Source organism: Shigella dysenteriae (genome assembly GCF_022354085.1).
Lineage (GTDB): Bacteria > Pseudomonadota > Gammaproteobacteria > Enterobacterales > Enterobacteriaceae > Escherichia > Escherichia coli.
Genome location: NZ_CP055055.1, coordinates 267,198 through 291,941, shown reverse-complemented (window position 1 = coordinate 291,941; position 24,744 = coordinate 267,198). Strand labels below are relative to the sequence as shown.

Sequence of the window (24,744 nt, the reverse complement as noted above, 5' to 3'; positions counted from 1 at the left end):
CCAAACATGCAAACCATCACCATCGCCCCACCCAAGCGCAGCTGGTTCTCGCTTCTGAGCTGGGCCGTTGTTCTCGCCGTGCTGGTCGTCTCGTGGCAGGGCGCGGAAATGGCCCCGCTCACGCTGATTAAAGACGGCGGCAACATGGCGACGTTCGCCGCCGACTTCTTCCCGCCCGATTTCAGCCAGTGGCAGGATTACCTCACCGAAATGGCCGTCACGCTGCAAATCGCCGTCTGGGGCACCGCGCTGGCGGTGGTTCTCTCCATCCCCTTCGGCCTGATGAGCGCCGAAAACCTGGTGCCATGGTGGGTTTACCAGCCCGTTCGCCGCCTGATGGACGCCTGCCGCGCCATTAACGAAATGGTCTTCGCCATGCTGTTCGTGGTCGCCGTCGGCCTCGGCCCGTTCGCTGGCGTGCTGGCGCTGTTTATCCACACCACCGGCGTGCTCTCCAAGCTGCTTTCCGAAGCGGTGGAAGCGATCGAACCCGGCCCGGTGGAAGGCATTCGCGCGACCGGCGCCAACAAGCTGGAAGAGATCCTCTACGGCGTGCTGCCGCAGGTGATGCCGCTGCTGATCTCCTACTCCCTCTATCGCTTCGAATCTAACGTCCGCTCAGCGACCGTCGTCGGCATGGTCGGCGCGGGCGGGATCGGCGTCACGCTGTGGGAAGCGATTCGCGGTTTCCAGTTCCAGCAAACCTGCGCCCTGATGGTGCTGATTATCGTCACGGTCAGCCTGCTGGATTTCCTCTCTCAACGGTTGCGTAAGCACTTTATCTGATTAGCGAGGCATTGATAGCTATGCACTTGTCTACACATCCGACCAGCTACCCAACACGCTATCAGGAGATAGCCGCAAAACTTGAGCAGGAGCTGCGTCAACACTACCGCTGCGGCGACTATCTTCCCGCCGAGCAGCAGCTGGCGGCGCGCTTTGAGGTGAACCGGCACACCCTGCGCCGCGCCATCGACCAACTGGTGGAAAAAGGCTGGGTACAGCGCCGTCAGGGCGTCGGCGTGCTGGTGCTGATGCGCCCGTTCGATTACCCGCTCAACGCCCAGGCGCGTTTTAGCCAGAATCTACTTGATCAGGGCAGTCACCCCACCAGCGAAAAACTGCTGTCTGTGCTCCGCCCGGCCTCCGGCCACGTCGCTGACGCGCTGGGTATCGCCGAGGGCGAGAACGTTATCCACCTGCGCACCCTGCGCCGGGTCAACGGCGTCGCGCTCTGTTTAATCGACCACTACTTTGCGGACCTCACCCTCTGGCCGACGCTGCAACGCTTCGACAGCGGCTCGCTGCACGATTTTCTGCGCGAGCAAACGGGGATTGCGCTGCGCCGTAGCCAGACGCGGATCAGCGCCCGCCGCGCCCAGGCCAAAGAGTGCCAGCGTCTTGAAATCCCGAATATGTCGCCGCTGCTGTGCGTGCGCACCCTTAACCACCGTGACGGTGAAAGCAGCCCGGCGGAGTACTCCGTCAGCCTGACGCGCGCCGACATGATTGAATTCACTATGGAGCACTGAATGCACGCAGATACCGCGACCCGCCAGCACTGGATGTCCGTACTGGCGCACAGCCAACCGGCAGAACTGGCAGCCCGCCTGAACGCGCTGAACATCACCGCCGACTATGAGGTGATCCGCGCCGCTGAAACTGGCCTGGTACAGATTCAGGCGCGGATGGGCGGCACCGGTGAACGCTTTTTTGCCGGCGACGCCACGCTCACCCGCGCCGCCGTACGCCTGACTGACGGCACGCTCGGCTACAGCTGGGTGCTGGGGCGCGACAAACAGCACGCCGAACGCTGCGCGCTGATTGACGCGCTGATGCAGCAAACCCGCCACTTTCAAAACTTATCAGAAACTCTTATTGCCCCGCTGGACGCTGACCGTATGGCACGCATTGCCGCACGCCAGGCCGAAGTGAACGCCAGCCGGGTCGACTTCTTTACGATGGTTCGCGGAGACAACGCATGACCCTGGAAACCGCTTTTATGCTTCCCGTGCAGGATGCCCAGCACAGTTTTCGTCGCCTGTTAAAGGCCATGAGCGAGCCGGGCGTGATTGTCGCCCTGCATCAGCTCAAACGCGGCTGGCAGCCGCTGAATATCGCCACCACCAGCGTGCTGCTGACGCTGGCCGATAACGACACGCCGGTGTGGCTTGCCGCGCCATTAAGTAACGATATCGTCAGCCAGAGCCTGCGTTTTCATACCAACGCGCCGCTGGTCAGCCAGCCGGAACAGGCGACCTTCGCGGTAACGGATGAGGCGATTTCCAGCGAACAGCTCAACGCCCTTTCCACCGGCGCCGCCGTTGCGCCGGAAGCGGGCGCGACGCTGATTTTACAGGTCGCCAGCCTGAGCGGCGGGCGCATGCTGCGCCTTACCGGCGCGGGCATTGCCGAAGAACGAATGATCGCCCCGCAGCTGCCGGAGTGCATTCTGCACGAACTCACCGAGCGCCCGCACCCGTTCCCGCTCGGCATCGACCTGATCCTGACCTGCGGCGAGCGCCTGCTGGCTATCCCGCGAACCACTCATGTGGAGGTGTGCTGATGTACGTTGCCGTGAAAGGGGGCGAGAAGGCGATCGACGCCGCCCACGCCCTGCAAGAGAGCCGACGCCGGGGCGATACCGATTTGCCCGAACTGAGCGTCGCCCAGATTGAACAGCAGCTTAACCTTGCGGTGGATCGCGTGATGACCGAAGGCGGCATTGCCGACCGCGAACTGGCGGCGCTGGCGCTGAAACAGGCCAGCGGCGATAACGTCGAAGCAATTTTCCTGCTGCGCGCCTACCGCACCACGCTGGCGAAGCTCGCGGTAAGCGAGCCGCTCGACACCACCGGGATGCGCCTCGAACGGCGTATCTCCGCCGTTTATAAAGACATTCCCGGCGGCCAGCTGCTTGGCCCAACCTACGACTACACCCATCGCCTGCTCGATTTCACCCTGCTGGCAAACGGCGAAGCGCCGACGCTGACCACCGCCGACAGCGAACAACAGCCGTCGCCGCACGTTTTCAGCCTGCTGGCGCGTCAGGGGCTGGCGAAGTTTGAAGAGGATAGCGGCGCACAGCCGGACGACATCACCCGCACGCCGCCGGTTTACCCCTGCTCACGTTCTTCCCGTTTGCAGCAGTTGATTCGCGGCGACGAAGGCTATTTGCTGGCGCTGGCCTACTCCACCCAGCGCGGTTACGGGCGCAACCACCCGTTCGCGGGCGAGATCCGCAGCGGCTATATCGACGTATCGATTGTGCCGGAAGAGCTGGGATTTGCGGTAAACGTCGGCGAACTGCTGATGACCGAGTGTGAAATGGTTAACGGTTTTATCGACCCGCCGGATGAACCGCCGTACTTCACGCGCGGCTACGGGCTGGTGTTCGGCATGAGCGAGCGCAAAGCGATGGCGATGGCGCTGGTCGACCGCGCTCTGCAAGCCCCGGAGTACGGCGAGCACGCGACAGGCCCGGCGCAGGATGAAGAGTTCGTGCTGGCACATGCCGACAACGTCGAAGCCGCAGGCTTTGTCTCACACCTCAAACTCCCGCACTACGTCGATTTCCAGGCCGAACTGGAGCTACTCAAACGTCTGCAACAGGAGCAGAACCATGGCTAATCTGAGCGGCTACAACTTTGCCTACCTCGACGAGCAGACCAAACGCATGATCCGCCGCGCCATCTTAAAAGCGGTGGCGATCCCCGGTTATCAGGTGCCGTTTGGCGGGCGCGAGATGCCAATGCCGTACGGCTGGGGAACCGGCGGCATTCAGCTTACCGCCAGCGTGATTGGCGAAAACGACGTGCTGAAGGTGATTGACCAGGGCGCGGATGACACCACCAACGCCGTGTCGATTCGCAACTTCTTCAAGCGCGTGACCGGGGTAAACACCACGGAACGTACGGACGATGCGACGGTTATCCAGACGCGTCACCGCATCCCCGAAACGCCGCTGACCGAAGATCAGATAATTATCTTCCAGGTGCCGATCCCCGAGCCGCTGCGCTTTATCGAGCCGCGCGAAACGGAAACCCGCACCATGCACGCGCTGGAAGAGTACGGCGTGATGCAGGTGAAACTGTATGAAGATATTGCCCGCTTCGGTCATATCGCCACTACCTACGCCTATCCGGTGAAGGTGAACGGGCGCTACGTGATGGACCCGTCGCCGATCCCGAAATTCGATAACCCGAAAATGGACATGATGCCCGCCCTGCAACTGTTCGGCGCGGGGCGCGAGAAGCGCATCTATGCGGTGCCGCCGTTTACCCGCGTGGAAAGCCTCGATTTCGACGATCACCCGTTCACCGTTCAGCAGTGGGATGAACCATGCGCCATCTGCGGATCGACCCACAGCTATCTTGATGAAGTGGTGCTGGATGACGCCGGAAACCGCATGTTTGTCTGCTCCGATACCGATTATTGCCGCCAACAGAGCGAGGCAAAAAGCCAATGAATCAACCGTTACTTTCGGTCAATAACCTGACCCACCTTTACGCGCCGGGCAAAGGCTTTAGCGATGTCTCTTTTGATTTATGGCCGGGAGAAGTGCTGGGCATTGTCGGGGAATCCGGCTCCGGGAAGACCACGCTGCTGAAATCAATCTCCGCGCGTCTGACGCCGCAACTGGGGGAGATTCACTATGAAAACCGTTCCCTCTATGGCATGAGCGAGGCCGACCGCCGTCGCCTGCTGCGCACCGAATGGGGCGTAGTGCATCAGCATCCGCTCGACGGCCTGCGCCGCCAGGTGTCGGCAGGCGGCAATATCGGCGAGCGGCTGATGGCAACCGGGGCGCGTCATTACGGCGACATTCGCGCTACCGCGCAGAAGTGGCTGGAAGAGGTGGAAATTCCCGCCAACCGGATCGACGACCTGCCGACCACCTTTTCCGGCGGTATGCAGCAGCGTTTGCAGATTGCCCGCAACCTGGTGAGGCATCCGAAGCTGGTGTTTATGGACGAGCCAACCGGTGGGCTGGATGTGTCGGTGCAGGCGCGCCTGCTCGACCTGCTGCGCGGCCTGGTGGTGGAGCTGAACCTGGCGGTGGTGATTGTCACCCACGATTTAGGCGTCGCCCGCCTGCTGGCGGACCGTTTGCTGGTGATGAAGCAGGGGCAAGTGGTGGAGAGTGGGTTAACCGACCGCGTGCTCGACGACCCGCATCATCCGTATACACAGCTGCTGGTGTCATCGGTTTTGCAGAATTGAGCCGGTGCCGGATGCGGCGTAAACGCCTTATCCGGCCTACAAATGCGCTCCCCGTAGGTCGGATAAGACGCGTCAGCGTCGCATCCGACACCCGAACCACGAGGCGAAAAATGATTAACGTACAAAACGTCAGTAAAACCTTCATCCTGCACCAGCAAAACGGCGTGCGCCTGCCCGTCCTCAACCGCGCCTCGCTCATCGTCAACGCGGGCGAATGCGTGGTGCTCCACGGCCATTCCGGCAGCGGAAAATCAACCCTGCTACGCTCGCTGTACGCCAACTATCTGCCCGACGAAGGGCAAATCCAGATCAAACACGGTGACGAGTGGGTAGACCTGGTCACCGCGCCAGCGCGCAAAGTGGTGGAGATCCGCAAAACCACCGTCGGCTGGGTGAGCCAGTTTCTGCGCGTCATCCCGCGTATTTCGGCGCTGGAAGTGGTGATGCAGCCGCTGCTCGATACCGGCGTTCCGCGTGAAGCCTGCGCCGCTAAAGCCGCGCGTCTACTCACCCGCCTGAACGTGCCGGAACGCCTGTGGCGCCTGGCGCCATCGACCTTCTCCGGCGGCGAACAGCAGCGCGTCAACATCGCCCGCGGCTTTATCGTCGACTACCCCATTCTGCTGCTCGACGAACCTACCGCCTCGCTGGACGCCAAAAACAGCGCCGCGGTGGTGGAACTGATCCGCGAAGCCAAAGCCCGCGGCGCAGCCATTGTCGGCATCTTCCATGACGAAGCCGTACGTAATGACGTTGCCGACCGCCTGCACCCAATGGGAGCCTCTTCATGATTATCAATAACGTCAAATTGGTGCTGGAAAACGAGGTGGTAAGCGGTTCGCTGGAGGTACAGGACGGCGAAATCCGCGCCTTTGCCGAAAGCCAGAGCCGCCTGCCGGAGGCGATGGACGGCGAAGGCGGCTGGCTGCTGCCGGGGCTGATTGAGCTGCATACCGATAATCTGGATAAATTCTTCACCCCGCGCCCGAAAGTTGACTGGCCTGCCCACTCGGCGATGAGCAGCCACGACGCGCTGATGGTGGCGAGCGGCATCACCACCGTACTGGATGCCGTGGCGATTGGCGACGTGCGCGACGGCGGCGATCGGCTGGAGAATCTGGAGAAGATGATCAACGCCATCGAAGAGACGCAGAAACGCGGCGTCAACCGCGCCGAGCACCGCCTGCACCTGCGCTGCGAGCTGCCGCACCACACCACGCTGCCGCTGTTTGAAAAACTGGTGCAGCGCGAACCGGTGACGCTGGTGTCGCTGATGGACCACTCGCCGGGCCAGCGCCAGTTCGCCAACCGCGAGAAGTATCGCGAGTATTATCAGGGTAAATACTCTCTCACTGATGCGCAGATGCAGCAGTATGAAGAGGAACAGCTGGCGCTTGCTGCACGCTGGTCGCAGCCAAATCGCGAATCCATCGCCGCAATGTGCCGCGCGCGACAAATTGCGCTCGCCAGCCACGATGACGCCACGCACGCCCACGTGGCCGAATCCCATCAGCTTGGCAGCGTGATCGCCGAATTTCCCACCACGTTCGAAGCGGCAGAAGCCTCGCGCAAGCATGGTATGAACGTGCTGATGGGCGCGCCAAATATCGTGCGTGGCGGTTCGCACTCCGGCAACGTGGCGGCCAGTGAACTGGCGCAGCTTGGCCTGCTGGATATCCTCTCTTCCGACTACTACCCCGCCAGCCTGCTGGATGCGGCGTTCCGCGTCGCCGATGACGAGAGCAACAGCTTTACGCTGCCGCAGGCGGTGAAGCTGGTGACTAAAAATCCAGCGCAGGCGCTTAATCTCCAGGATCGCGGGGTGATTGGCGAGGGCAAACGCGCGGACCTGGTGCTGGCGCATCGCAAGGGCAATCACATTCATATCGACCACGTCTGGCGTCAGGGTAAAAGGGTGTTCTGATGACGGGAAAACTGATTTGGTTAATGGGGCCGTCCGGCTCCGGGAAAGATAGCCTGCTGGCGGAACTCCGCCTGCGGGAACAGGCGCAGTTACTGGTGGCTCATCGCTACATCACGCGCGACGCCAGCGCCGGAAGCGAAAACCATATCGCCCTGAGCGAGCAGGAGTTTTTTACCCGCGCAGGTCAGCAACTCTTCGCGTTAAGCTGGCATGCTAACGGCTACTATTACGGCGTCGGGCTGGAGATCGACCTCTGGCTGCATGCCGGATTCGACGTGGTGGTCAACGGCTCACGCGCCCATCTGCCGCAGGCGCGGGCACGCTATGCATCGGCGCTGCTGCCCATCTGCTTACAGGTGTCGCCAGAGATCCTGCGCCAGCGCCTGGAAAACCGTGGTCGTGAAAACGCCAGTGAAATTAACGCCCGGCTGGCGCGCGCCGCCCGCTATACTCCTCAGGATTGCCATACGCTCAATAATGACGGCAGCCTGCGCCAGTCGGTCGACACGCTGCTGACGCTGATCCATCAGAAGGAGAAACACCATGCCTGCTTGTGAGCTTCGCCCGGCCACACAGTACGACACCGACGCGGTTTACGCGTTGATTTGTGAGCTAAAACAGGCGGAGTTTGACCACCACGCGTTTCGCGTGGGCTTTAACGCCAATCTGCGCGACCCGAACATGCGCTACCATCTGGCTCTGCTGGATGGCGAAGTTGTCGGTATGATCGGCCTGCATTTGCAGTTTCATCTGCATCATGTCAACTGGATCGGCGAAATTCAGGAGCTGGTGGTGATGCCGCAGGCGCGCGGTCTGAACGTCGGCAGTAAGTTACTGGCGTGGGCAGAAGAAGAAGCCCGCCAGGCCGGGGCCGAAATGACCGAGCTTTCGACCAACGTGAAGCGCCACGACGCACACCGTTTCTATCTGCGCGAAGGCTACGAGCAGAGCCACTTCCGCTTCACGAAGGCGCTGTAACATGAGCCTGACCCTCACGCTCACCGGCACCGGCGGCGCACAGGGCGTTCCGGCATGGGGCTGCGAGTGCGCGGCCTGCGCCAGAGCACGACGCTCGCCGCAGTATCGCCGCCAGCCGTGCAGCGGCGTAGTGAAGTTTAACGAGGCGATCACCCTGATCGACGCCGGGCTGCACGATCTCACCGATCGCTGGTCGCCAGGATCGTTCCAGCAGTTTTTGCTGACGCACTACCATATGGATCACGTCCAGGGGCTGTTTCCGCTGCGCTGGGGCGTGGGCGATCCGATCCCGGTCTACGGCCCGCCGGATGAACAGGGCTGCGACGATCTGTTTAAACATCCGGGCCTGCTTGATTTCAGCCACACGGTGGAACCGTTTGTGGTGTTTGATTTGCAGGGGTTGCAGGTCACGCCCCTGCCGCTCAACCACTCAAAACTGACCTTCGGTTATCTGCTGGAAACGGCGCACAGCCGGGTGGCGTGGCTGTCTGACACCGCTGGCCTGCCGGAAAAAACGCTGAAATTTTTACGCAATAATCAGCCGCAGGTAATGGTGATTGATTGCAGCCACCCGCCGTGCGAGGATGCACCGCGTAATCACTGTGATTTAAATACCGTGCTTGCGCTGAATCAGGTTATCCGCTCGCCGCGCGTGATTCTGACCCATATCAGCCACCAGTTTGATGCGTGGCTGATGGAAAACGCACTGCCGTCGGGGTTTGAGGCGGGGTTTGATGGGATGGAGATTGGGGTGGCGTGATGAGAGGGAATGTGCGTGCTGGCCCCCTCACCCTAACCCTCTCCCCAGAGGGGCGATGCCTGCTCCATACCCAACATCATCGCCCATACTCATCTTCCATTCTCCGCTCTTCATCCTCCAGTTGCCGACGCTCCTGATCAAGCTGGCGCTGGCGATCGTCCAGCTGCCTGCGGCGATCTTCAAACTGGCGGCGGCGGTCGTCATATTGTCTGCGCCGATCGTCGCTCACTTCACGCTGCCAGCCATCGTCGCGCGAATCTTCATAGTCTCGCCCACGGTCAGGGTTATAAGCATCGTTAATCGCCTGCTGAATATTGCCAATGGTGTCGTCAATAATATCGGCCTGGGCCGGTACAGTGGTCAGCGTGAGCAGGGTGAATAAAAGAAATAGCGGAAAGCGTTTCATTAGCCAACCTCAAAAAGAAACTCTATCCACATTAGTCATTACTCATCCATGCAAGTAGTGGATGAATCTCAATTTCTCCGCTGCTCTATTGCCGTAATCGCCTCCACGCGTTGTTGATGACGACCGCCTTCGTACTGTGCGCCCAGCCACGCATCCACAATCATTTTTGCCAGTTCGAGGCCAACCACTCGTGAACCAAAAGCCAGTGCAACTTCACTGGCGTAATGCGGATAATCAGTGCGCTCTGACGACCTGGTTTCTTTATCAATCCCCTCACTCATTGACCATGAATAAAAGGCTGGCACAGCAACACAGAATCCTGCGGTGCCAGCGACATGACCGCCCATTGCTCCGGTACGTTTTTTAATAAAAAACACCGGTTGCATTGATTAATTGTGCTCAGTATTTGCCGAAGTACAATATATATAATAAATATATAAAACACCTCATATTATTTACAGAGATAATAAATTCGCGTACTTTTCCCTCTTCAGCACAAATGCCTAATAAAATGGATCGTTCCGCTCACACTTCCACTTATTAAAGTCGCAATTTCCCAATTATGATAACGCCAGCTTTAAATGACGTATTTTGCATGGATTACATATTTACGACATAAATGATAAATGGAGATTTATATGAATAACTCTCGGTTATTCCGTTTGAGCAGGATTGTTATTGCGTTAACTGCCGCCAGCGGCATGATGGTAAATACCGCTAACGCGAAAGAGGAAGCGAAAGCCGCCACTCAATATACCCAACAGGTTAATCAGAATTACGCCAAATCATTACCGTTTAGCGATCGTCAGGATTTTGACGATGCCCAGCGTGGATTTATCGCCCCGCTGCTGGATGAAGGTATTCTGCGTGATGCGAACGGTAAAGTTTACTACCGCGCGGACGATTACAAATTTGATATTAATGCCGCAGCGCCGGAAACCGTAAACCCCAGCCTGTGGCGTCAGTCGCAGATCAACGGCATTTCTGGCCTGTTCAAAGTCACCGATAAAATGTATCAGGTGCGCGGCCAGGATATCTCTAACATTACGTTCGTTGAGGGCGAGAAAGGCATTATTGTTATCGACCCGCTGGTGACGCCACCTGCCGCAAAAGCCGCACTTGACCTTTACTTCCAGCATCGTCCGCAAAAACCGATTGTTGCCGTTATCTACACTCACAGCCACACCGACCACTATGGTGGCGTGAAAGGCATTATCTCTGAAGCCGATGTTAAATCCGGCAAAGTTCAGGTGATTGCCCCTGCTGGCTTTATGGACGAAGCCATCAGCGAAAACGTGCTGGCGGGTAACATCATGAGCCGCCGTGCGCTCTACTCTTACGGTCTGTTACTGCCACACAACGCGCAAGGCAACGTGGGTAATGGCCTTGGCGTGACGCTGGCAACGGGCGACCCGAGCATTATTGCACCGACTAAAACTATCGTCAGAACTGGCGAGAAGATGATTATCGACGGCCTGGAGTTTGACTTCCTGATGACCCCAGGTAGCGAAGCACCAGCCGAAATGCACTTCTATATTCCGGCCCTGAAAGCCCTGTGTACCGCCGAAAACGCCACGCATACCCTGCACAACTTCTACACTCTGCGCGGCGCGAAAACCCGTGACACCAGCAAGTGGACCGAGTATCTGAACGAAACGCTGGATATGTGGGGTAACGACGCGGAAGTGCTGTTTATGCCGCACACCTGGCCGGTCTGGGGCAATAAGCATATCAATGATTATATTGGTAAATATCGCGATACTATCAAGTACATTCACGACCAGACCCTGCACCTGGCGAACCAGGGCTACACCATGAATGAAATCGGCGACATGATTAAGCTGCCGCCTGCACTTGCCAATAACTGGGCCAGCCGTGGCTATTACGGTTCTGTCAGCCACAACGCCCGCGCGGTGTATAACTTCTATCTTGGCTATTACGACGGTAACCCGGCTAACCTGCATCCGTATGGTCAGGTAGAGATGGGCAAACGTTACGTGAAAGCGCTGGGCGGTTCTGCCCGTGTCATCAACCTGGCGCAAGAAGCGAACAAGCAAGGTGATTACCGCTGGTCGGCAGAACTGCTGAAACAGGTGATTGCCGCCAACCCGGGTGACCAGGTCGCGAAGAATCTGCAAGCGAATAACTTTGAACAGCTGGGCTATCAGGCCGAGTCCGCCACATGGCGCGGTTTCTACCTGACCGGCGCGAAAGAGCTGCGCGAAGGGGTGCATAAGTTCAGCCACGGCACCACCGGTTCCCCGGACACCATTCGCGGAATGTCGGTCGAAATGCTGTTCGACTTTATGTCCATTCGCCTCGATAGCGAAAAAGCCGCGGGTAAAAATATCAGCCTGAACTTCAATATGAGCAACGGCGATAACCTCAACCTGACGCTGAACGATAGCGTGCTTAACTACCGTAAAACACTGCAACCGCAAGCCGACGCCTCTTTCTACATCAGCCGTGAAGATCTGCACGCCGTGCTGACCGGACAGGCAAAAATGGCGGATCTGGTGAAAGCGAAGAAAGCCAAAATTATTGGCAATGGCGCGAAACTGGAAGAAATTATCGCCTGTCTGGATAATTTCGATTTGTGGGTTAATATCGTAACCCCAAATTAATGTCACTCGCTTTTGGGGGCGCTGAAGCCCCCAAAAGCATTTATTTTAAAAATATATACAGCCAATTAATAAATAAAATATATAAGTTATGAATGCGGTGGCTGAATAAAGCTATTTTTATTCATCAAGAAAATAGCCATACTGACGCCTTCAATGGATAGTGATATTCACTACAGATATTGTTCGCAGCAGACAGGATGTATTTAATATGCCAACAGTTCTCTCTCGCATGGCGATGCAACTCAAAAAAACAGCCTGGATAATTCCCGTCTTCATGGTTTCGGGATGTTCATTATCTCCGGCAATCCCGGTGATCGGCGCTTATTATCCCAGCTGGTTTTTCTGCGCCATTGCCAGCCTTATTTTGACGCTCATCACGAGGCGAATTATTCAGCGGACAAATATCAATCTGGCATTTGTCGGAATTATTTATACCGCCCTTTTTGCTCTCTACGCCATGCTGTTCTGGCTGGCATTTTTCTAATCTATTTGAGACGCGCTCATGGAAAGTACGCCGAAAAAAGCTCCTCGCAGTAAATTCCCTGCTCTGTTAGTGGTTGCGTTGGCGCTGGTTGCCCTTGTTTTCGTTATCTGGCGCGTAGACAGTGCGCCATCAACTAATGACGCTTACGCGTCAGCAGATACCATTGATGTGGTGCCGGAAGTCAGCGGTCGCATTGTAGAACTGGCGGTCACCGACAACCAGGCGGTGAAACAGGGCGATTTGCTGTTCCGCATCGACCCGCGCCCGTACGAAGCCAATCTGGCGAAAGCTGAAGCCTCCCTCGCGGCGCTGGATAAACAAATTATGCTCACCCAGCGTAGCGTTGACGCGCAACAGTTTGGTGCCGACTCGATTAATGCCACGGTAGAAAAAGCCCGTGCCGCCGCTAAACAGGCCACAGATACATTACGCCGCACCGAGCCATTACTGAAAGAGGGTTTTGTCTCAGCGGAAGACGTTGACCGTGCAAGAACTGCGCAGCGCGCCGCAGAAGCGGATCTTAATGCCGTATTGTTACAGGCGCAGTCAGCCGCCAGCGCCGTCAGCGGCGTCGATGCGCTGGTGGCGCAACGTGCGGCGGTCGAAGCGGATATTGCCCTGACCAAACTGCATCTGGAAATGGCGACCGTTCGCGCGCCGTTTGATGGCCGGGTCATTTCCCTCAAAACCTCCGTCGGGCAATTTGCTTCTGCCATGCGCCCTATTTTTACCCTAATCGACACTCGTCACTGGTACGTGATCGCCAACTTCCGCGAAACCGATCTGAAAAATATTCGCTCAGGTACACCCGCAACGATTCGCCTGATGAGTGACAGCGGCAAAACTTTCGAGGGTAAAGTGGATTCAATTGGCTACGGCGTGCTACCGGATGACGGCGGCCTGGTGCTGGGCGGCCTGCCGAAAGTTTCTCGTTCTATTAACTGGGTCCGCGTTGCCCAGCGTTTTCCGGTCAAAATCATGGTTGATAAACCTGACCCGGAAATGTTCCGCATCGGCGCTTCGGCAGTCGCTAATCTTGAGCCGCAATAATGAGCGCGCTCAACTCCCTGCCATTACCGGTGGTCAGGCTGCTGGCGTTCTTTCATGAAGAGTTAAGCGAGCGGCGACCAGGCCGCGTGCCGCAGACCGTGCAACTCTGGGTAGGCTGCCTGCTGGTGATTCTGATCTCGATGACCTTTGAGATCCCTTTCGTGGCGTTATCGCTGGCAGTGCTGTTTTACGGTATTCAGTCGAACGCGTTTTACACCAAATTTGTGGCGATCTTGTTTGTGGTTGCCACGGTGCTGGAGATCGGCAGCCTGTTTTTGATCTACAAATGGTCATACGGCGAACCGTTGATCCGCTTGATCATCGCCGGACCGATCCTGATGGGCTGCATGTTTTTGATGCGCACCCATCGGTTGGGGCTGGTCTTTTTCGCCGTCGCCATTGTCGCTATTTACGGGCAAACCTTCCCCGCCATGCTCGACTATCCAGAAGTGGTCGTGCGCTTAACGCTGTGGTGTATCGTTGTTGGCCTCTATCCAACCTTGCTGATGACGTTAATCGGCGTGCTGTGGTTTCCCAGTCGTGCCATTTCGCAAATGCATCAGGTGCTTAATGATCGGCTTGATGATGCCATTAGCCACCTGACGGACAGCCTCGCACCGCTACCCGAAACGCGGATTGAAAGAGAGGCGCTGGCGCTGCAAAAACTCAATGTCTTTTGCCTCGCGGACGATGCCAACTGGCGAACCCAGAGTGCATGGTGGCAAAGCTGCGTGGCAACGGTAACCTACATTTACTCGACGCTGAATCGCTACGATCCCACCTCTTTTGCTGATTCTCAGGCAATTATTGAATTCCGACAAAAATTAGCTTCAGAAATCAACAAGCTGCAGTATGCCATTACCGAAGGTCAGTGCTGGCAAAGCGACTGGCAGATCAGTGAAAGTGAAGCGATGGCGGCACGGGAATGTAACCTGGAGAATATCTGCCAGACGCTGTTACAACTGGGTCAGATGGACCCGAATACGCCGCCAACGCCCGCAGCCAAACCGCCATCAATGGCCGCCGATGCTTTTACCAATCCAGACTATATGCGCTACGCGGTAAAAACACTGCTCGCCTGTTTGATCTGTTACACCTTTTACAGCGGCGTGGACTGGGAAGGCATTCACACCTGTATGCTGACCTGCGTGATCGTCGCTAATCCAAATGTCGGTTCGTCGTACCAGAAGATGGTGCTGCGTTTTGGCGGGGCCTTTTGCGGCGCGATTCTGGCGCTGTTATTCACGCTACTGGTCATGCCCTGGCTGGACAATATTGTCGAATTGCTGTTTGTGCTGGCACCGATTTTCCTGTTGGGCGCATGGATTGCCACCAGCTCTGAACGCTCTTCTTATATCGGCACACAGATGGTGGTCACCTTCGCGCTCGCCACGCTCGAAAACGTTTTTGGTCCGGTGTACGACCTGGTGGAAATTCGCGATCGCGCCCTGGGTATCATCATTGGTACCGTGGTGTCTGCGGTGATTTACACCTTTGTCTGGCCTGAAAGTGAAGCGCGCACGCTGCCGCAAAAACTGGCCGGTGCGCTGGGTATGCTAAGTAAAGTAATGCGGATCCCACGCCAGCAGGAAGTCACGGCTCTGCGCACTTATCTGCAAATTCGTATAGGTCTGCATGCGGCGTTTAATGCCTGTGAAGAGATGTGCCAACGCGTGGCGCTGGAGCGTCAACTGGACAGCGAAGAACGCGCCTTACTGATTGAACGTTCGCAAACGGTTATTCGTCAGGGCCGCGATATTCTTCACGCCTGGGATGCCACCTGGAACTCGGCGCAGGCGCTGGATAACGCACTACAGCCGGACAGAGCAGGTCAGTTTGCCGACGCCCTGGAGAAATACGCTGCCGGTCTGGCAACCGCACTCAGCCGTTCTCCTCAAATAACGCTTGAAGAGACACCCGCCTCGCAGGCCATCCTGCCCACCTTATTAAAACAGGAGCAACACGTCTGCCAGCTTTTCGCCCGCTTGCCAGACTGGACAGCCCCGGCATTAACACCCGCCACGGAACAGGCACAAGGAGCCACGCAATGATCAATCGTCAACTTTCACGTCTGCTGTTGTGCAGCATTCTCGGCAGCACGACGCTGATTTCCGGCTGTGCCCTGGTACGTAAGGATTCTGCGCCTCATCAACAGCTCAAACCGGAACAAATCAAACTGGCCGATGATATTCATCTTGCCAGCTCCGGCTGGCCGCAGGCGCAGTGGTGGAAACAACTCAATGACCCGCAGTTGGATGCCCTGATCCAGCGGACGCTAAGTGGTTCACACACCCTCGCAGAAGCGAAACTGCGGGAAGAAAAAGCGCAGTCCCAGGCCGATTTGTTAGATGCCGGTTCACAATTACAGGTCGCAGCGTTAGGGATGCTCAACCGCCAACGCGTCTCGGCGAACGGCTTTTTAAGCCCTTATGCGATGGATGCGCCAGCACTGGGTATGGACGGGCCGTACTATACGGAAGCCACAGTAGGTTTGTTTGCCGGACTGGATCTTGATTTGTGGGGTGTGCATCGCTCAGCGGTTGCCGCCGCCATTGGCGCGCATAATGCCGCGCTGGCAGAAACCGCAGCAGTAGAGCTATCGCTGACCACGGGCGTAGCGCAGCTTTATTACAGTATGCAGGCCAGCTATCAGATGCTCGATCTGTTAGAACAAACTCGCGATGTGATTGATTACGCGGTGAAAGCGCACCAGAGTAAAGTGGCGCAAGGTCTGGAAGCGCAAGTGCCTTTCCACGGCGCGCGGGCACAGATTCTGGCGGTCGATAAACAAATTGCTGCCGTCAAAGGGCAAATCACCGAAACGCGAGAATCTCTGCGTGCATTGATTGGCGCGGGAGCCAGCGATATGCCGGAGATCAAACCTGTAGCATTACCACGAGTTCAGACCGGCATTCCGGCGACACTCTCTTATGAGTTGCTCGCCAGACGCCCGGATCTGCAAGCCATGCGCTGGTATGTTCAGGCGTCATTAGATCAGGTGGATTCCGCGCGGGCGTTGTTCTACCCGAGCTTTGATATCAAAGCGTTTTTCGGCCTTGATGCCATCCACCTGGATACCTTATTCAAAAAAACCAGTCGCCAGTTCAACTTTATCCCGGGTCTGAAATTGCCGCTGTTTGACGGTGGACGGTTGAATGCCAATCTCGAAGGCACGCGCGCCACCAGCAACATGATGATTGAACGTTACAACCAGTCAGTACTGAACGCGGTGCGTGACGTTGCCGTCAACGGCACGCGTCTGCAAACGCTCAACGACGAGCGAGAAATGCAGGCTGAACGCGTGGAAGCAACGCGCTTCACCCAGCGCGCTGCCGAGGCCGCCTATCAGCGCGGCTTAACCAGCCGCTTACAGGCCACTGAAGCCCGGTTGCCAGTACTTGCCGAAGAGATGTCATTACTGATGCTGGACAGCCGCCGGGTGATCCAAAGCATTCAGTTGATGAAATCGCTGGGCGGCGGGTATCAGGCGGCTCCCGTCGTCGAGAAAAAATAAAATGTCTGCCGCGTGATGGCTGTCACGCGGTATTTCGTTTCGTCACGTCAAAACTGACGACAGCCTGTTTTTCGTCAGAGTTTTGAATAAATAGTGCCCGTAATATCAGGGAATGACCCCAAATAAAATGTGGCATAAAAGATGCATACTGTAGTCGAGAGCGCGTATGCGTGATTTGATTAACTGGAGCGAGACCGATGAAAAAAGTCGTCACGGTTTGCCCCTATTGCGCATCAGGTTGCAAAATCAACCTGGTCGTCGATAACGGCAAAATCGTCCGGGCGGAGGCAGCGCAGGGGAAAACCAACCAGGGTACCCTGTGTCTGAAGGGTTATTATGGCTGGGATTTCATTAACGATACCCAGATCCTGACCCCGCGCCTGAAAACCCCCATGATCCGTCGCCAGCGTGGCGGCAAACTCGAACCTGTTTCCTGGGATGAGGCACTGAATTACGTTGCCGAGCGCCTGAGCGCCATCAAAGAGAAGTACGGTCCGGATGCCATCCAGACGACCGGCTCCTCGCGTGGTACGGGTAACGAAACCAACTATGTAATGCAAAAATTTGCGCGCGCCGTTATTGGTACCAATAACGTTGACTGCTGCGCTCGTGTCTGACACGGCCCATCGGTTGCAGGTCTGCACCAATCGGTCGGTAATGGCGCAATGAGCAATGCTATTAACGAAATTGATAATACCGATTTAGTGTTCGTTTTCGGGTACAACCCGGCGGATTCCCACCCAATCGTGGCGAATCACGTAATTAACGCTAAACGTAACGGGGCGAAAATTATCGTCTGCGATCCGCGCAAAATTGAAACCGCGCGCATTGCTGACATGCACATTGCACTGAAAAACGGCTCGAACATCGCGCTGTTGAATGCGATGGGCCATGTCATTATTGAAGAAAATCTGTACGACAAAGCGTTCGTCGCTTCCCGTACAGAAGGCTTTGAAGAGTATCGTAAAATCGTTGAAGGCTACACGCCGGAGTCGGTTGAAGATATCACCGGCGTCAGCGCCAGTGAGATTCGTCAGGCGGCACGGATGTATGCCCAGGCGAAAAGCGCCGCCATCCTGTGGGGCATGGGTGTAACCCAGTTCTACCAGGGCGTGGAAACCGTGCGTTCTCTGACCAGCCTCGCGATGCTGACCGGTAACCTCGGTAAGCCGCATGCGGGTGTAAACCCGGTTCGTGGTCAGAACAACGTGCAGGGTGCCTGCGATATGGGCGCGCTGCCGGATACGTATCCGGGATACCAGTACGTGAAAGATCCGGCTAACCGCGAGAAATTCGCCAAAGCCTGGGGCGTGGAAAGCCTGCCTGCTCATACCGGTTATCGCATCAGCGAGCTGCCGCACCGCGCAGCGCATGGCGAAGTGCGTGCCGCGTACATTATGGGCGAAGATCCGCTACAAACTGACGCGGAGCTGTCGGCAGTACGTAAAGCCTTTGAAGATCTGGAACTGGTCATCGTTCAGGACATCTTTATGACCAAAACCGCGTCGGCGGCGGATGTTATTTTACCGTCAACGTCGTGGGGCGAGCATGAAGGCGTGTTTACTGCGGCTGACCGTGGCTTCCAGCGTTTCTTCAAGGCGGTTGAACCGAAATGGGATCTGAAAACGGACTGGCAAATCATCAGTGAAATCGCCACCCGTATGGGTTATCCGATGCACTACAACAACACCCAGGAGATCTGGGATGAGTTGCGTCATCTGTGCCCGGATTTCTACGGTGCGACTTACGAGAAAATGGGCGAACTGGGCTTCATTCAGTGGCCTTGCCGCGATACTTCAGATGCCGATCAGGGGACTTCTTATCTGTTTAAAGAGAAGTTTGATACCCCGAACGGTCTGGCGCAGTTCTTCACCTGCGACTGGGTAGCGCCAATCGACAAACTCACCGACGAGTACCCGATGGTACTGTCAACGGTGCGTGAAGTTGGTCACTACTCTTGCCGTTCGATGACCGGTAACTGTGCGGCACTGGCGGCGCTGGCGGATGAACCTGGCTACGCACAAATCAATACCGAAGACGCCAAACGTCTGGGTATTGAAGATGAGGCATTGGTTTGGGTGCACTCGCGTAAAGGCAAAATTATCACCCGTGCGCAGGTCAGCGATCGTCCGAACAAAGGGGCGATTTACATGACCTACCAGTGGTGGATTGGTGCCTGTAACGAGCTGGTTACCGAAAACTTAAGCCCGATTACGAAAACGCCGGAATACAAATACTGCGCCGTGCGCGTCGAGCCGATCGCCGATCAGCGTGCCGCCGAGCAGTACGTGATTGACGAGTACAACAAGTTGAAAACTCGCCTGCGCGAAGCGGCACTGGCGTAATACAGTCCTTTCTACAGCCTCCTTTCGGAGGCTGTTTTTTTATCCATTCGAACTCTTTATACTGGTTACTCCCTACCCAATCGTATTATCAAAATGAAAAAAATTATCGCATTGATGTTGTTTTTGACATTCTTTGCCCACGCCAACGACTCCGAGCCTGGCAGCCAGTATTTAAAGGCAGCAGAGGCCGGGGACCGACGCGCACAATATTTTCTTGCCGACAGCTGGTTTAGCTCCGGCGATTTGAGCAAAGCCGAATATTGGGCACAGAAAGCCGCCGACAGCGGTGATGCTGATGCCTGCGCGCTGCTGGCGCAGATCAAAATCACCAATCCGGTCAGTCTGGACTATCCACAAGCAAAAGTTCTTGCAGAGAAAGCGGCGCAAGCGGGCAGTAAAGAAGGTGAAGTAACGCTGGCGCATATTCTGGTAAATACTCAAGCGGGCAAACCGGATTATCCAAAGGCGATTTCGCTGTTAGAAAACGCCTCGGAAGATCTGGAGAATGACTCCGCCGTCGATGCCCAAATGCTGCTTGGTTTGATTTACGCCAACGGCGTGGGCATTAAGGCCGACGATGACAAGGCAACCTGGTATTTCAAACGCAGCTCTGCAATTTCCCGAACCGGTTATTCCGAGTACTGGGCGGGAATGATGTTCTTAAACGGTGAAGAAGGTTTTATCGAGAAGAATAAACAAAAGGCGCTGCACTGGTTGAACCTGAGCTGTATGGAAGGGTTTGATACCGGGTGTGAAGAGTTTGAAAAATTAACTAACGGTTAAGGTAGGCCTGATAAGACGCGTTAAGCGTCGCATCAGGCGTTGATGTCGGATGCGGCGTAAACGCCTTATCCGACCTACAAAATCACGCTAAATCAGGCTATTGCGCTGTCTGACGTAGGCCTGATAAGACGCGGCAAGCGTCGCATCAGGCGTTGATGTCGGATGCGGCGTAAACGCCTTATCCGACCTACAAAATCACGCTAAATCAGGCTATTGCGCTGTCTGACGTAGGCCTGATAAGACGCACCAGCGTCGCATCAGGCATCCACACATTGCCGGGGGATAACCCCGGCAATCTTCAATTATTGATCCGCAGTTTTATCAATTTTGCCCAGCACTTCACGCTCATAAGCCAGCGCCTTTTTGCGGTCAAATTTGTGTTCCCACTTGGCAATCACCAGCACCGCCAGCGCATTACCCACCACGTTCAGCGCAGTACGCGCCATGTCGAGGATACGGTCAACACCGGCAATAAACGCCAGACCTTCCAGCGGAATACCTACGCTACCCAGCGTTGCCAGCAACACCACAAACGACACGCCCGGCACGCCAGCAATCCCTTTCGAGGTCACCATCAGCGTCAGCACCAGAATGATTTCCTGCCAGATGGACAAATCAATGCCATACAACTGAGCGATGAAAATAGCGGCAATACTTTGATACAGCGTCGAACCATCAAGGTTAAAAGAGTAACCGGTCGGCACCACGAAGCTGGTGATCGACGCCGGTGCTCCGTAGGCTTCCATCTTCTCAATAATTCGCGGCAGTACGCTTTCAGAGCTGGCAGTGGAGTACGCCAGAATCAGCTCATCTTTCAGAATACGAATCAGGATCCAGACGCTTAACCCGCACAGGCGCGCCACAATTCCCAGCACTACCAGCGCGAAGAACAGAATGGCGAAATGCACCAGCAGCACCAGTTTCGCCAGTGGCCACAGAGAAGAGAAACCAAAGTTAGCCACCGTCACCGCAATCAGCGCAAACACACCCACCGGCGCATAACGCATCACCATGTGAGTCACTTTAAACATGGTTTCAGAGATGGAGCGGAACACGGTCACCAGCGGTTCACGATGCGTCGCGGGCAGGGAGGAAAGCCCCAGACCAAACAGCACCGAGAAGAAGATGATCGGCAGCATTTCGCCTTTCGCCATCGACGCCACAATGTTCGTCGGCACCAGCGACAAAATCGTGCCCATAATGCCGTGGGAACTGCTTTGTACCGCTTCCGTAGTGCTCTGATATTTCGAGATATCGACGGTCGCCAACTGCGACATATCCACCCCGGCACCGGGCTGGAAGACGTTCGCCAGAGTGATCCCCAAAATGATGGCGACGGTGGTGATCACCTCGAAGTAGATAATGGTTTTCGCGCCAATACGCCCGAGCTGTTTGGCATCACCAACACCCGCGATACCCACCACCAGCGTGGAGATCACAATCGGCACAACAATCATTTTGATCAGATGGATGAAGATATCACCCGCCGGAGAGAGCAAATTGACGACCAGCCAGTCGCGGCTGTCGCTATGGTAGTGCAGGTAGCTTCCCAGGAGAATGCCCAGCACCATAGCAAACAGAATCTGCCAGGCCAGGCTGAATTTTATATTTTTCATCAGAATAACTTCCTCAATGGAGCGCCGTTCCCCGTTCAGAAACGCGAGAACGTGACATACTGCCAGGGCATGAATTGTGTTGCGTTGGTTTGTAGATTTTTTTAACGCTTATGATCAGTATCATTTGCGCGGTATGTTGCGCAACCCTTTAACAACAGAGCTTTTCGCTGCATTAATGCATAATAACGCGAGTTTATGGCAGGATTAATGAATAACCATTTGTTATGGAAAGATTTTTATTTGTTTAATCTGCAATAATACTGATTGGTGATTATTTTTGGCATATGTTCATTCGATTATTTTTTATGCAGCTCAATAACATAATCTTCATCACCAGATGATTAATCCGATCTCCGCTGCAACAGTTTCGCCATATTAATCGACTCGACCAGCTGTGTCCGGTTGATCCGGGGTGAGTTGAGATCCATCACTTTTTGCCATAGTTCGATGGCTTGCGCGTAATTCGCCTGCATAAACGCATCGGAAGCCAGCAGCATCAGAGCGGTGATTTCGTTAGAGTCCAGCGCGAGGGCTTTGTCGATCATTGCGCGAGTCTGGGCGGTCATATGCTGGCTGGCCTGGTAATAAAGCACCGTCGCCAGCGCCGCATACAGTTCAGCGTTCTCACCACGTAGTTGCAACGCCTGACGGTACGCCAGCAGCGAATTGCTGTAATCGTTTTGCCACAGATAGTACTCGCCCAGTAACGCCCACTGTTCGCTGTTTTGTGGATTAGCGCGGATTTTATCCTGCAATGCCTGAAGCTGCGCTTCCGGGGTTTGCTGGCTGGCAAACTGATGTAGCGGATCGCGCTGACGCTGATACTCCGCACGTACCGCCTGCCATTTTGGGCTTAACAGATAACTGCCGACACAGAGGAATACCATCAATATCGTGAGTGTTGTCAGCATTTTCACCGGTATTTGAGGCTGTTTCATCGCTTCGCCCTCACTCGCCAGAGGATCAGTGCCATCAGCAGTAACAACACCACTGGCAGCGCCCACAACACCAGCGTCTGACCCGTTAACGGTGGGTTATAGCGAACAAAATCTCCGTAGCGTTCGGTCATCCAGCCAATGATTTCGACTTCACTTTTCCCCTCCGCCACCATGCTGTAAACCTGATGGCGCATACTGACTGCCACCGGCGCGTTGGATTCCAGTAAGTTTTGATTCTGGCACTGCGGACAACGTAACTGGCTGGCAATATTTAACGCCTGTTGCTGTTGTTGCGGATTGGCGAATTGCCAGGTGTCTACAACCTGAGCGCGCGCAAAACAGGTAAATAACAGCAGTAGCGTGAGAAGTCCTTTACTCATCGCGCTTCCTCCCCCGCCATCCGCTTAATAATGCGCCTGCAATCATCAACAATCCTCCCCCCCAGATCCAGCGCACACCGCTTTGTACATACAAACGAAAAGCGTAACGATCCGCTCCGGTTTTTTCACCCATGACCGCATACCAATCATGGATGCCGTTCCAGCGAATTGACGGTTCCATCATTTGCTGACGACGAGCTTCGTAAAAACGCCGCTCCGGCGTTAATTCATCAATGCGTTGCTGATGGTCAAACAGCGCCACTATCGCTTTTTCGCTGGTGTAATTGCCTTTGGCTTGCAGATCGAGGCGCTCAAAACGGAAGGTGTATCCTGCCAGCATCACCTGCTGGCCCGGCTGTAAATTCAGGCTGATCTCCTGACGGCTGACGCTGGAGACAACGATCCCTGCGGCAAATAACAGCACGCCCGCATGCGCCAGCAGCGCCGGAAGCTGCGCGCGTTTACCAGAGACAAACGTCGCCAGCACAATCACCACCAACATCAACAGACCAAACGGTAACGTCGCGCGGTTAAAATACGGTGCGCCAACGGAGAGGCGTCCCCAGCCCAGCAGGCCGTAAATCATCGGATAAAGCGTTCCCACCAGCACGATCAGTAGCACTGCGCAAAACAGCAACAGCGTAGCGAGGATTAACATTTCCCGCGATAACCCCGAAAAACGCACCGCCGGGCCACCGTCCCGCGCTCGCCAGCCATACAGAGCCAGAGACGCAAGGCTAATCAGTACAAACAGACTGAACAACGGCACGGCGCGGACGTTATCCAGCGCGAACGCATGAACCGAAACCAGAATGCCAGAACGGACAATTAAGGTGCCCAGCAGCGACAGCATCAGAGTAACTATCGCCAGTAACAGCGACCAGTGGCGGAAAATCCCCCGCTGGCGTGTCAGGGATAAACTGTGCAGCAACGCAGTGGCAGAAAGCCAGGGTAGTAAAGAGGCGTTTTCCACCGGATCCCAGAACCACCAGCCGCCCCAGCCCAGTTCGCAATAGGCCCACCAGGAACCGAGGATGATCCCCGCTGTTAATGCACTCCAGCCAGGTAACGCCCAGCGCCAGCAAATTCGGGCGCAGGCACCATCAAACTCGCCGCGCAGTAGACTCGCCAGCACCACGCTCGCCGCTACCATCAAACCGCCATAGCCAAGGTAAAGCAGCGGTGGATGAAAGATAAGACCGGGATGTTGCAGCATCGGATTGAGATCGCGGCCTTCGATTGCTGGTGGAAATATCCGCACGAAGGGATCGGACCACAGCACTACAAACAGTAGCAGTGCGGCGAGCATGAGAGATAAAACGGCTAGCGTCAGCGGAAATAGCGGATCGGTTTGCTGCCGATATTGCCAGGCAAACAGCGCGCTCCAGGCGGAAAGCAGCAGCACCCAAAGCAGCAGCGAACCTTCATGACCGCCCCACACCGCCGCCAGTTTGAGTTCCCACGACAGCAGGCTGTAGCTATGTTGGGCGACATAAATGACCGAGAAATCGCTGATGAGAAAACAATACGTCAGTACGCCAAAGGCGAGCAGCAGGAGCGCGAACTGTGCCAGAATGCCGATGCAAGTGAGTCGCATCATGGCAGGCCAGCGCAACCGCACTCCCGCAAAGGCCGTCAACGGGGTCAACACGTTGACCCCGAGACTTAACAACAGCGCCAGAAAACCGACTTCAGGAAGGAATACGTCCAGAAACCACC

The 24,744-nt window shown here is 55.9% G+C and carries 25 protein-coding genes; 19 read left to right on the top strand and 6 right to left on the bottom strand.

All coding sequences use genetic code 11. From position 1 onward, the window contains the following. Window positions 1-6: 6 nt before the first annotated feature. From phnE to phnP, 12 genes are all read left to right on the top strand, one after another. The gene (gene phnE, locus HUZ68_RS01505) at window positions 7-786 is read left to right on the top strand and encodes a phosphonate ABC transporter, permease protein PhnE (RefSeq protein WP_001193500.1); all 780 of its coding nucleotides are present in this window, start codon (window positions 7-9) and stop codon (window positions 784-786) included. Window positions 787-806: 20 nt separating this feature from the next. Beyond that, window positions 807-1,532, top strand: a complete 726-nt coding sequence (phnF, locus tag HUZ68_RS01500; protein WP_001400506.1) for a phosphonate metabolism transcriptional regulator PhnF — start codon at window positions 807-809, stop codon at window positions 1,530-1,532. Next, window positions 1,533-1,985: a phosphonate C-P lyase system protein PhnG gene (gene phnG / locus HUZ68_RS01495; RefSeq protein WP_000542787.1), complete on the top strand. Its 453-nt coding sequence runs from the start codon at window positions 1,533-1,535 to the stop codon at window positions 1,983-1,985. Further along, on the top strand, window positions 1,982-2,566 hold the full coding sequence (phnH, locus tag HUZ68_RS01490; RefSeq protein WP_033814916.1) for a phosphonate C-P lyase system protein PhnH: 585 nt from the start codon (window positions 1,982-1,984) through the stop codon (window positions 2,564-2,566). The genes phnG and phnH overlap by 4 nt, the downstream gene beginning before the upstream one ends. Continuing rightward, window positions 2,566-3,630 (top strand): alpha-D-ribose 1-methylphosphonate 5-triphosphate synthase subunit PhnI, encoded by a 1,065-nt coding sequence (phnI, locus tag HUZ68_RS01485; protein WP_033814915.1) that lies wholly within the window; start codon window positions 2,566-2,568, stop codon window positions 3,628-3,630. The genes phnH and phnI overlap by 1 nt, the downstream gene beginning before the upstream one ends. Continuing rightward, on the top strand, window positions 3,623-4,468 hold the full coding sequence (gene phnJ, locus HUZ68_RS01480) for an alpha-D-ribose 1-methylphosphonate 5-phosphate C-P-lyase PhnJ (protein ID WP_033814914.1): 846 nt from the start codon (window positions 3,623-3,625) through the stop codon (window positions 4,466-4,468). The genes phnI and phnJ overlap by 8 nt, the downstream gene beginning before the upstream one ends. Then, window positions 4,465-5,223 (top strand): phosphonate C-P lyase system protein PhnK, encoded by a 759-nt coding sequence (phnK, locus tag HUZ68_RS01475; RefSeq protein ID WP_239594014.1) that lies wholly within the window; start codon window positions 4,465-4,467, stop codon window positions 5,221-5,223. Before phnJ ends, phnK begins: the two co-directional genes overlap by 4 nt. A gap of 110 nt (window positions 5,224-5,333) precedes the next feature. After that, the gene (gene phnL / locus HUZ68_RS01470) at window positions 5,334-6,014 is read left to right on the top strand and encodes a phosphonate C-P lyase system protein PhnL (RefSeq protein ID WP_033814913.1); all 681 of its coding nucleotides are present in this window, start codon (window positions 5,334-5,336) and stop codon (window positions 6,012-6,014) included. After that, a complete protein-coding gene (gene phnM / locus HUZ68_RS01465; RefSeq protein ID WP_033814912.1) occupies window positions 6,011-7,147 on the top strand; it encodes an alpha-D-ribose 1-methylphosphonate 5-triphosphate diphosphatase in 1,137 nt (378 codons plus the stop codon). The genes phnL and phnM overlap by 4 nt, the downstream gene beginning before the upstream one ends. Beyond that, window positions 7,147-7,704: a ribose 1,5-bisphosphokinase gene (gene phnN / locus HUZ68_RS01460; RefSeq protein WP_033814911.1), complete on the top strand. Its 558-nt coding sequence runs from the start codon at window positions 7,147-7,149 to the stop codon at window positions 7,702-7,704. Before phnM ends, phnN begins: the two co-directional genes overlap by 1 nt. After that, window positions 7,691-8,125, top strand: coding sequence for an aminoalkylphosphonate N-acetyltransferase (gene phnO / locus HUZ68_RS01455; protein WP_001110490.1), 435 nt, complete (start codon window positions 7,691-7,693; stop codon window positions 8,123-8,125). The genes phnN and phnO overlap by 14 nt, the downstream gene beginning before the upstream one ends. 1 nt (window position 8,126) lies before the next feature. After that, the gene (gene phnP, locus HUZ68_RS01450; protein WP_023308586.1) at window positions 8,127-8,885 is read left to right on the top strand and encodes a phosphonate metabolism protein PhnP; all 759 of its coding nucleotides are present in this window, start codon (window positions 8,127-8,129) and stop codon (window positions 8,883-8,885) included. A 76-nt stretch (window positions 8,886-8,961) separates the two neighbouring features. On the opposite strand, the gene yjdP is transcribed toward phnP, so the two are convergent. After that, window positions 8,962-9,291, bottom strand: coding sequence for a DDRRRQL repeat protein YjdP (gene yjdP, locus HUZ68_RS01445; RefSeq protein ID WP_033814910.1), 330 nt, complete (start codon window positions 9,289-9,291; stop codon window positions 8,962-8,964). A 68-nt stretch (window positions 9,292-9,359) separates the two neighbouring features. After that, window positions 9,360-9,677, bottom strand: a complete 318-nt coding sequence (locus HUZ68_RS01440; RefSeq protein ID WP_001183282.1) for an RpiB/LacA/LacB family sugar-phosphate isomerase — start codon at window positions 9,675-9,677, stop codon at window positions 9,360-9,362. A 252-nt stretch (window positions 9,678-9,929) separates the two neighbouring features. Between HUZ68_RS01440 and yjcS the strand changes: the two genes are divergently transcribed. The 7 genes from yjcS to yjcO all read left to right on the top strand — a co-directional run bounded on the left by yjcS (window position 9,930) and on the right by yjcO (window position 20,091). Beyond that, window positions 9,930-11,915, top strand: coding sequence for an alkyl sulfatase YjcS (gene yjcS, locus HUZ68_RS01435; protein WP_021578219.1), 1,986 nt, complete (start codon window positions 9,930-9,932; stop codon window positions 11,913-11,915). 208 nt (window positions 11,916-12,123) lie between these two features. Then, window positions 12,124-12,399 carry a YtcA family lipoprotein gene (locus HUZ68_RS01430; protein WP_001308208.1) on the top strand — a complete coding sequence of 92 codons (276 nt, stop codon included), beginning with the start codon at window positions 12,124-12,126 and terminating at the stop codon, window positions 12,397-12,399. Between the two features lie 18 nt (window positions 12,400-12,417). Continuing rightward, window positions 12,418-13,449 carry a multidrug efflux transporter periplasmic adaptor subunit MdtN gene (mdtN, locus tag HUZ68_RS01425; RefSeq protein WP_000446354.1) on the top strand — a complete coding sequence of 344 codons (1,032 nt, stop codon included), beginning with the start codon at window positions 12,418-12,420 and terminating at the stop codon, window positions 13,447-13,449. After that, window positions 13,449-15,500 carry a multidrug efflux transporter permease subunit MdtO gene (gene mdtO, locus HUZ68_RS01420; protein ID WP_033814909.1) on the top strand — a complete coding sequence of 684 codons (2,052 nt, stop codon included), beginning with the start codon at window positions 13,449-13,451 and terminating at the stop codon, window positions 15,498-15,500. The genes mdtN and mdtO overlap by 1 nt, the downstream gene beginning before the upstream one ends. Then, window positions 15,497-16,963, top strand: coding sequence for a multidrug efflux transporter outer membrane subunit MdtP (gene mdtP, locus HUZ68_RS01415; RefSeq protein WP_021557437.1), 1,467 nt, complete (start codon window positions 15,497-15,499; stop codon window positions 16,961-16,963). Before mdtO ends, mdtP begins: the two co-directional genes overlap by 4 nt. 197 nt (window positions 16,964-17,160) lie before the next feature. Further along, the gene (gene fdhF, locus HUZ68_RS01410; protein ID WP_001300547.1) at window positions 17,161-19,308 is read left to right on the top strand and encodes a formate dehydrogenase subunit alpha; all 2,148 of its coding nucleotides are present in this window, start codon (window positions 17,161-17,163) and stop codon (window positions 19,306-19,308) included. A gap of 93 nt (window positions 19,309-19,401) precedes the next feature. Further along, window positions 19,402-20,091: a Sel1 family TPR-like repeat protein YjcO gene (yjcO, locus tag HUZ68_RS01405; protein WP_000719886.1), complete on the top strand. Its 690-nt coding sequence runs from the start codon at window positions 19,402-19,404 to the stop codon at window positions 20,089-20,091. Between the two features lie 302 nt (window positions 20,092-20,393). Here the strand turns inward: yjcO and gltP are convergent, their stop codons facing one another. From gltP to HUZ68_RS01385, 4 genes are all read right to left on the bottom strand, one after another. Further along, window positions 20,394-21,707, bottom strand: a complete 1,314-nt coding sequence (gltP, locus tag HUZ68_RS01400) for a glutamate/aspartate:proton symporter GltP (protein WP_239594013.1) — start codon at window positions 21,705-21,707, stop codon at window positions 20,394-20,396. A 341-nt stretch (window positions 21,708-22,048) separates the two neighbouring features. Continuing rightward, entirely contained in the window at window positions 22,049-22,645 is a 597-nt protein-coding gene (nrfG, locus tag HUZ68_RS01395) for a heme lyase NrfEFG subunit NrfG (protein ID WP_000812982.1), read from the bottom strand. Continuing rightward, window positions 22,642-23,025 (bottom strand): heme lyase NrfEFG subunit NrfF, encoded by a 384-nt coding sequence (gene nrfF / locus HUZ68_RS01390; RefSeq protein WP_000033490.1) that lies wholly within the window; start codon window positions 23,023-23,025, stop codon window positions 22,642-22,644. The genes nrfG and nrfF overlap by 4 nt, the downstream gene beginning before the upstream one ends. Further along, window positions 23,018-24,736, bottom strand: a complete 1,719-nt coding sequence (locus tag HUZ68_RS01385) for a heme lyase CcmF/NrfE family subunit (protein WP_071828955.1) — start codon at window positions 24,734-24,736, stop codon at window positions 23,018-23,020. The genes nrfF and HUZ68_RS01385 overlap by 8 nt, the downstream gene beginning before the upstream one ends. Window positions 24,737-24,744 lie beyond the last annotated feature (8 nt).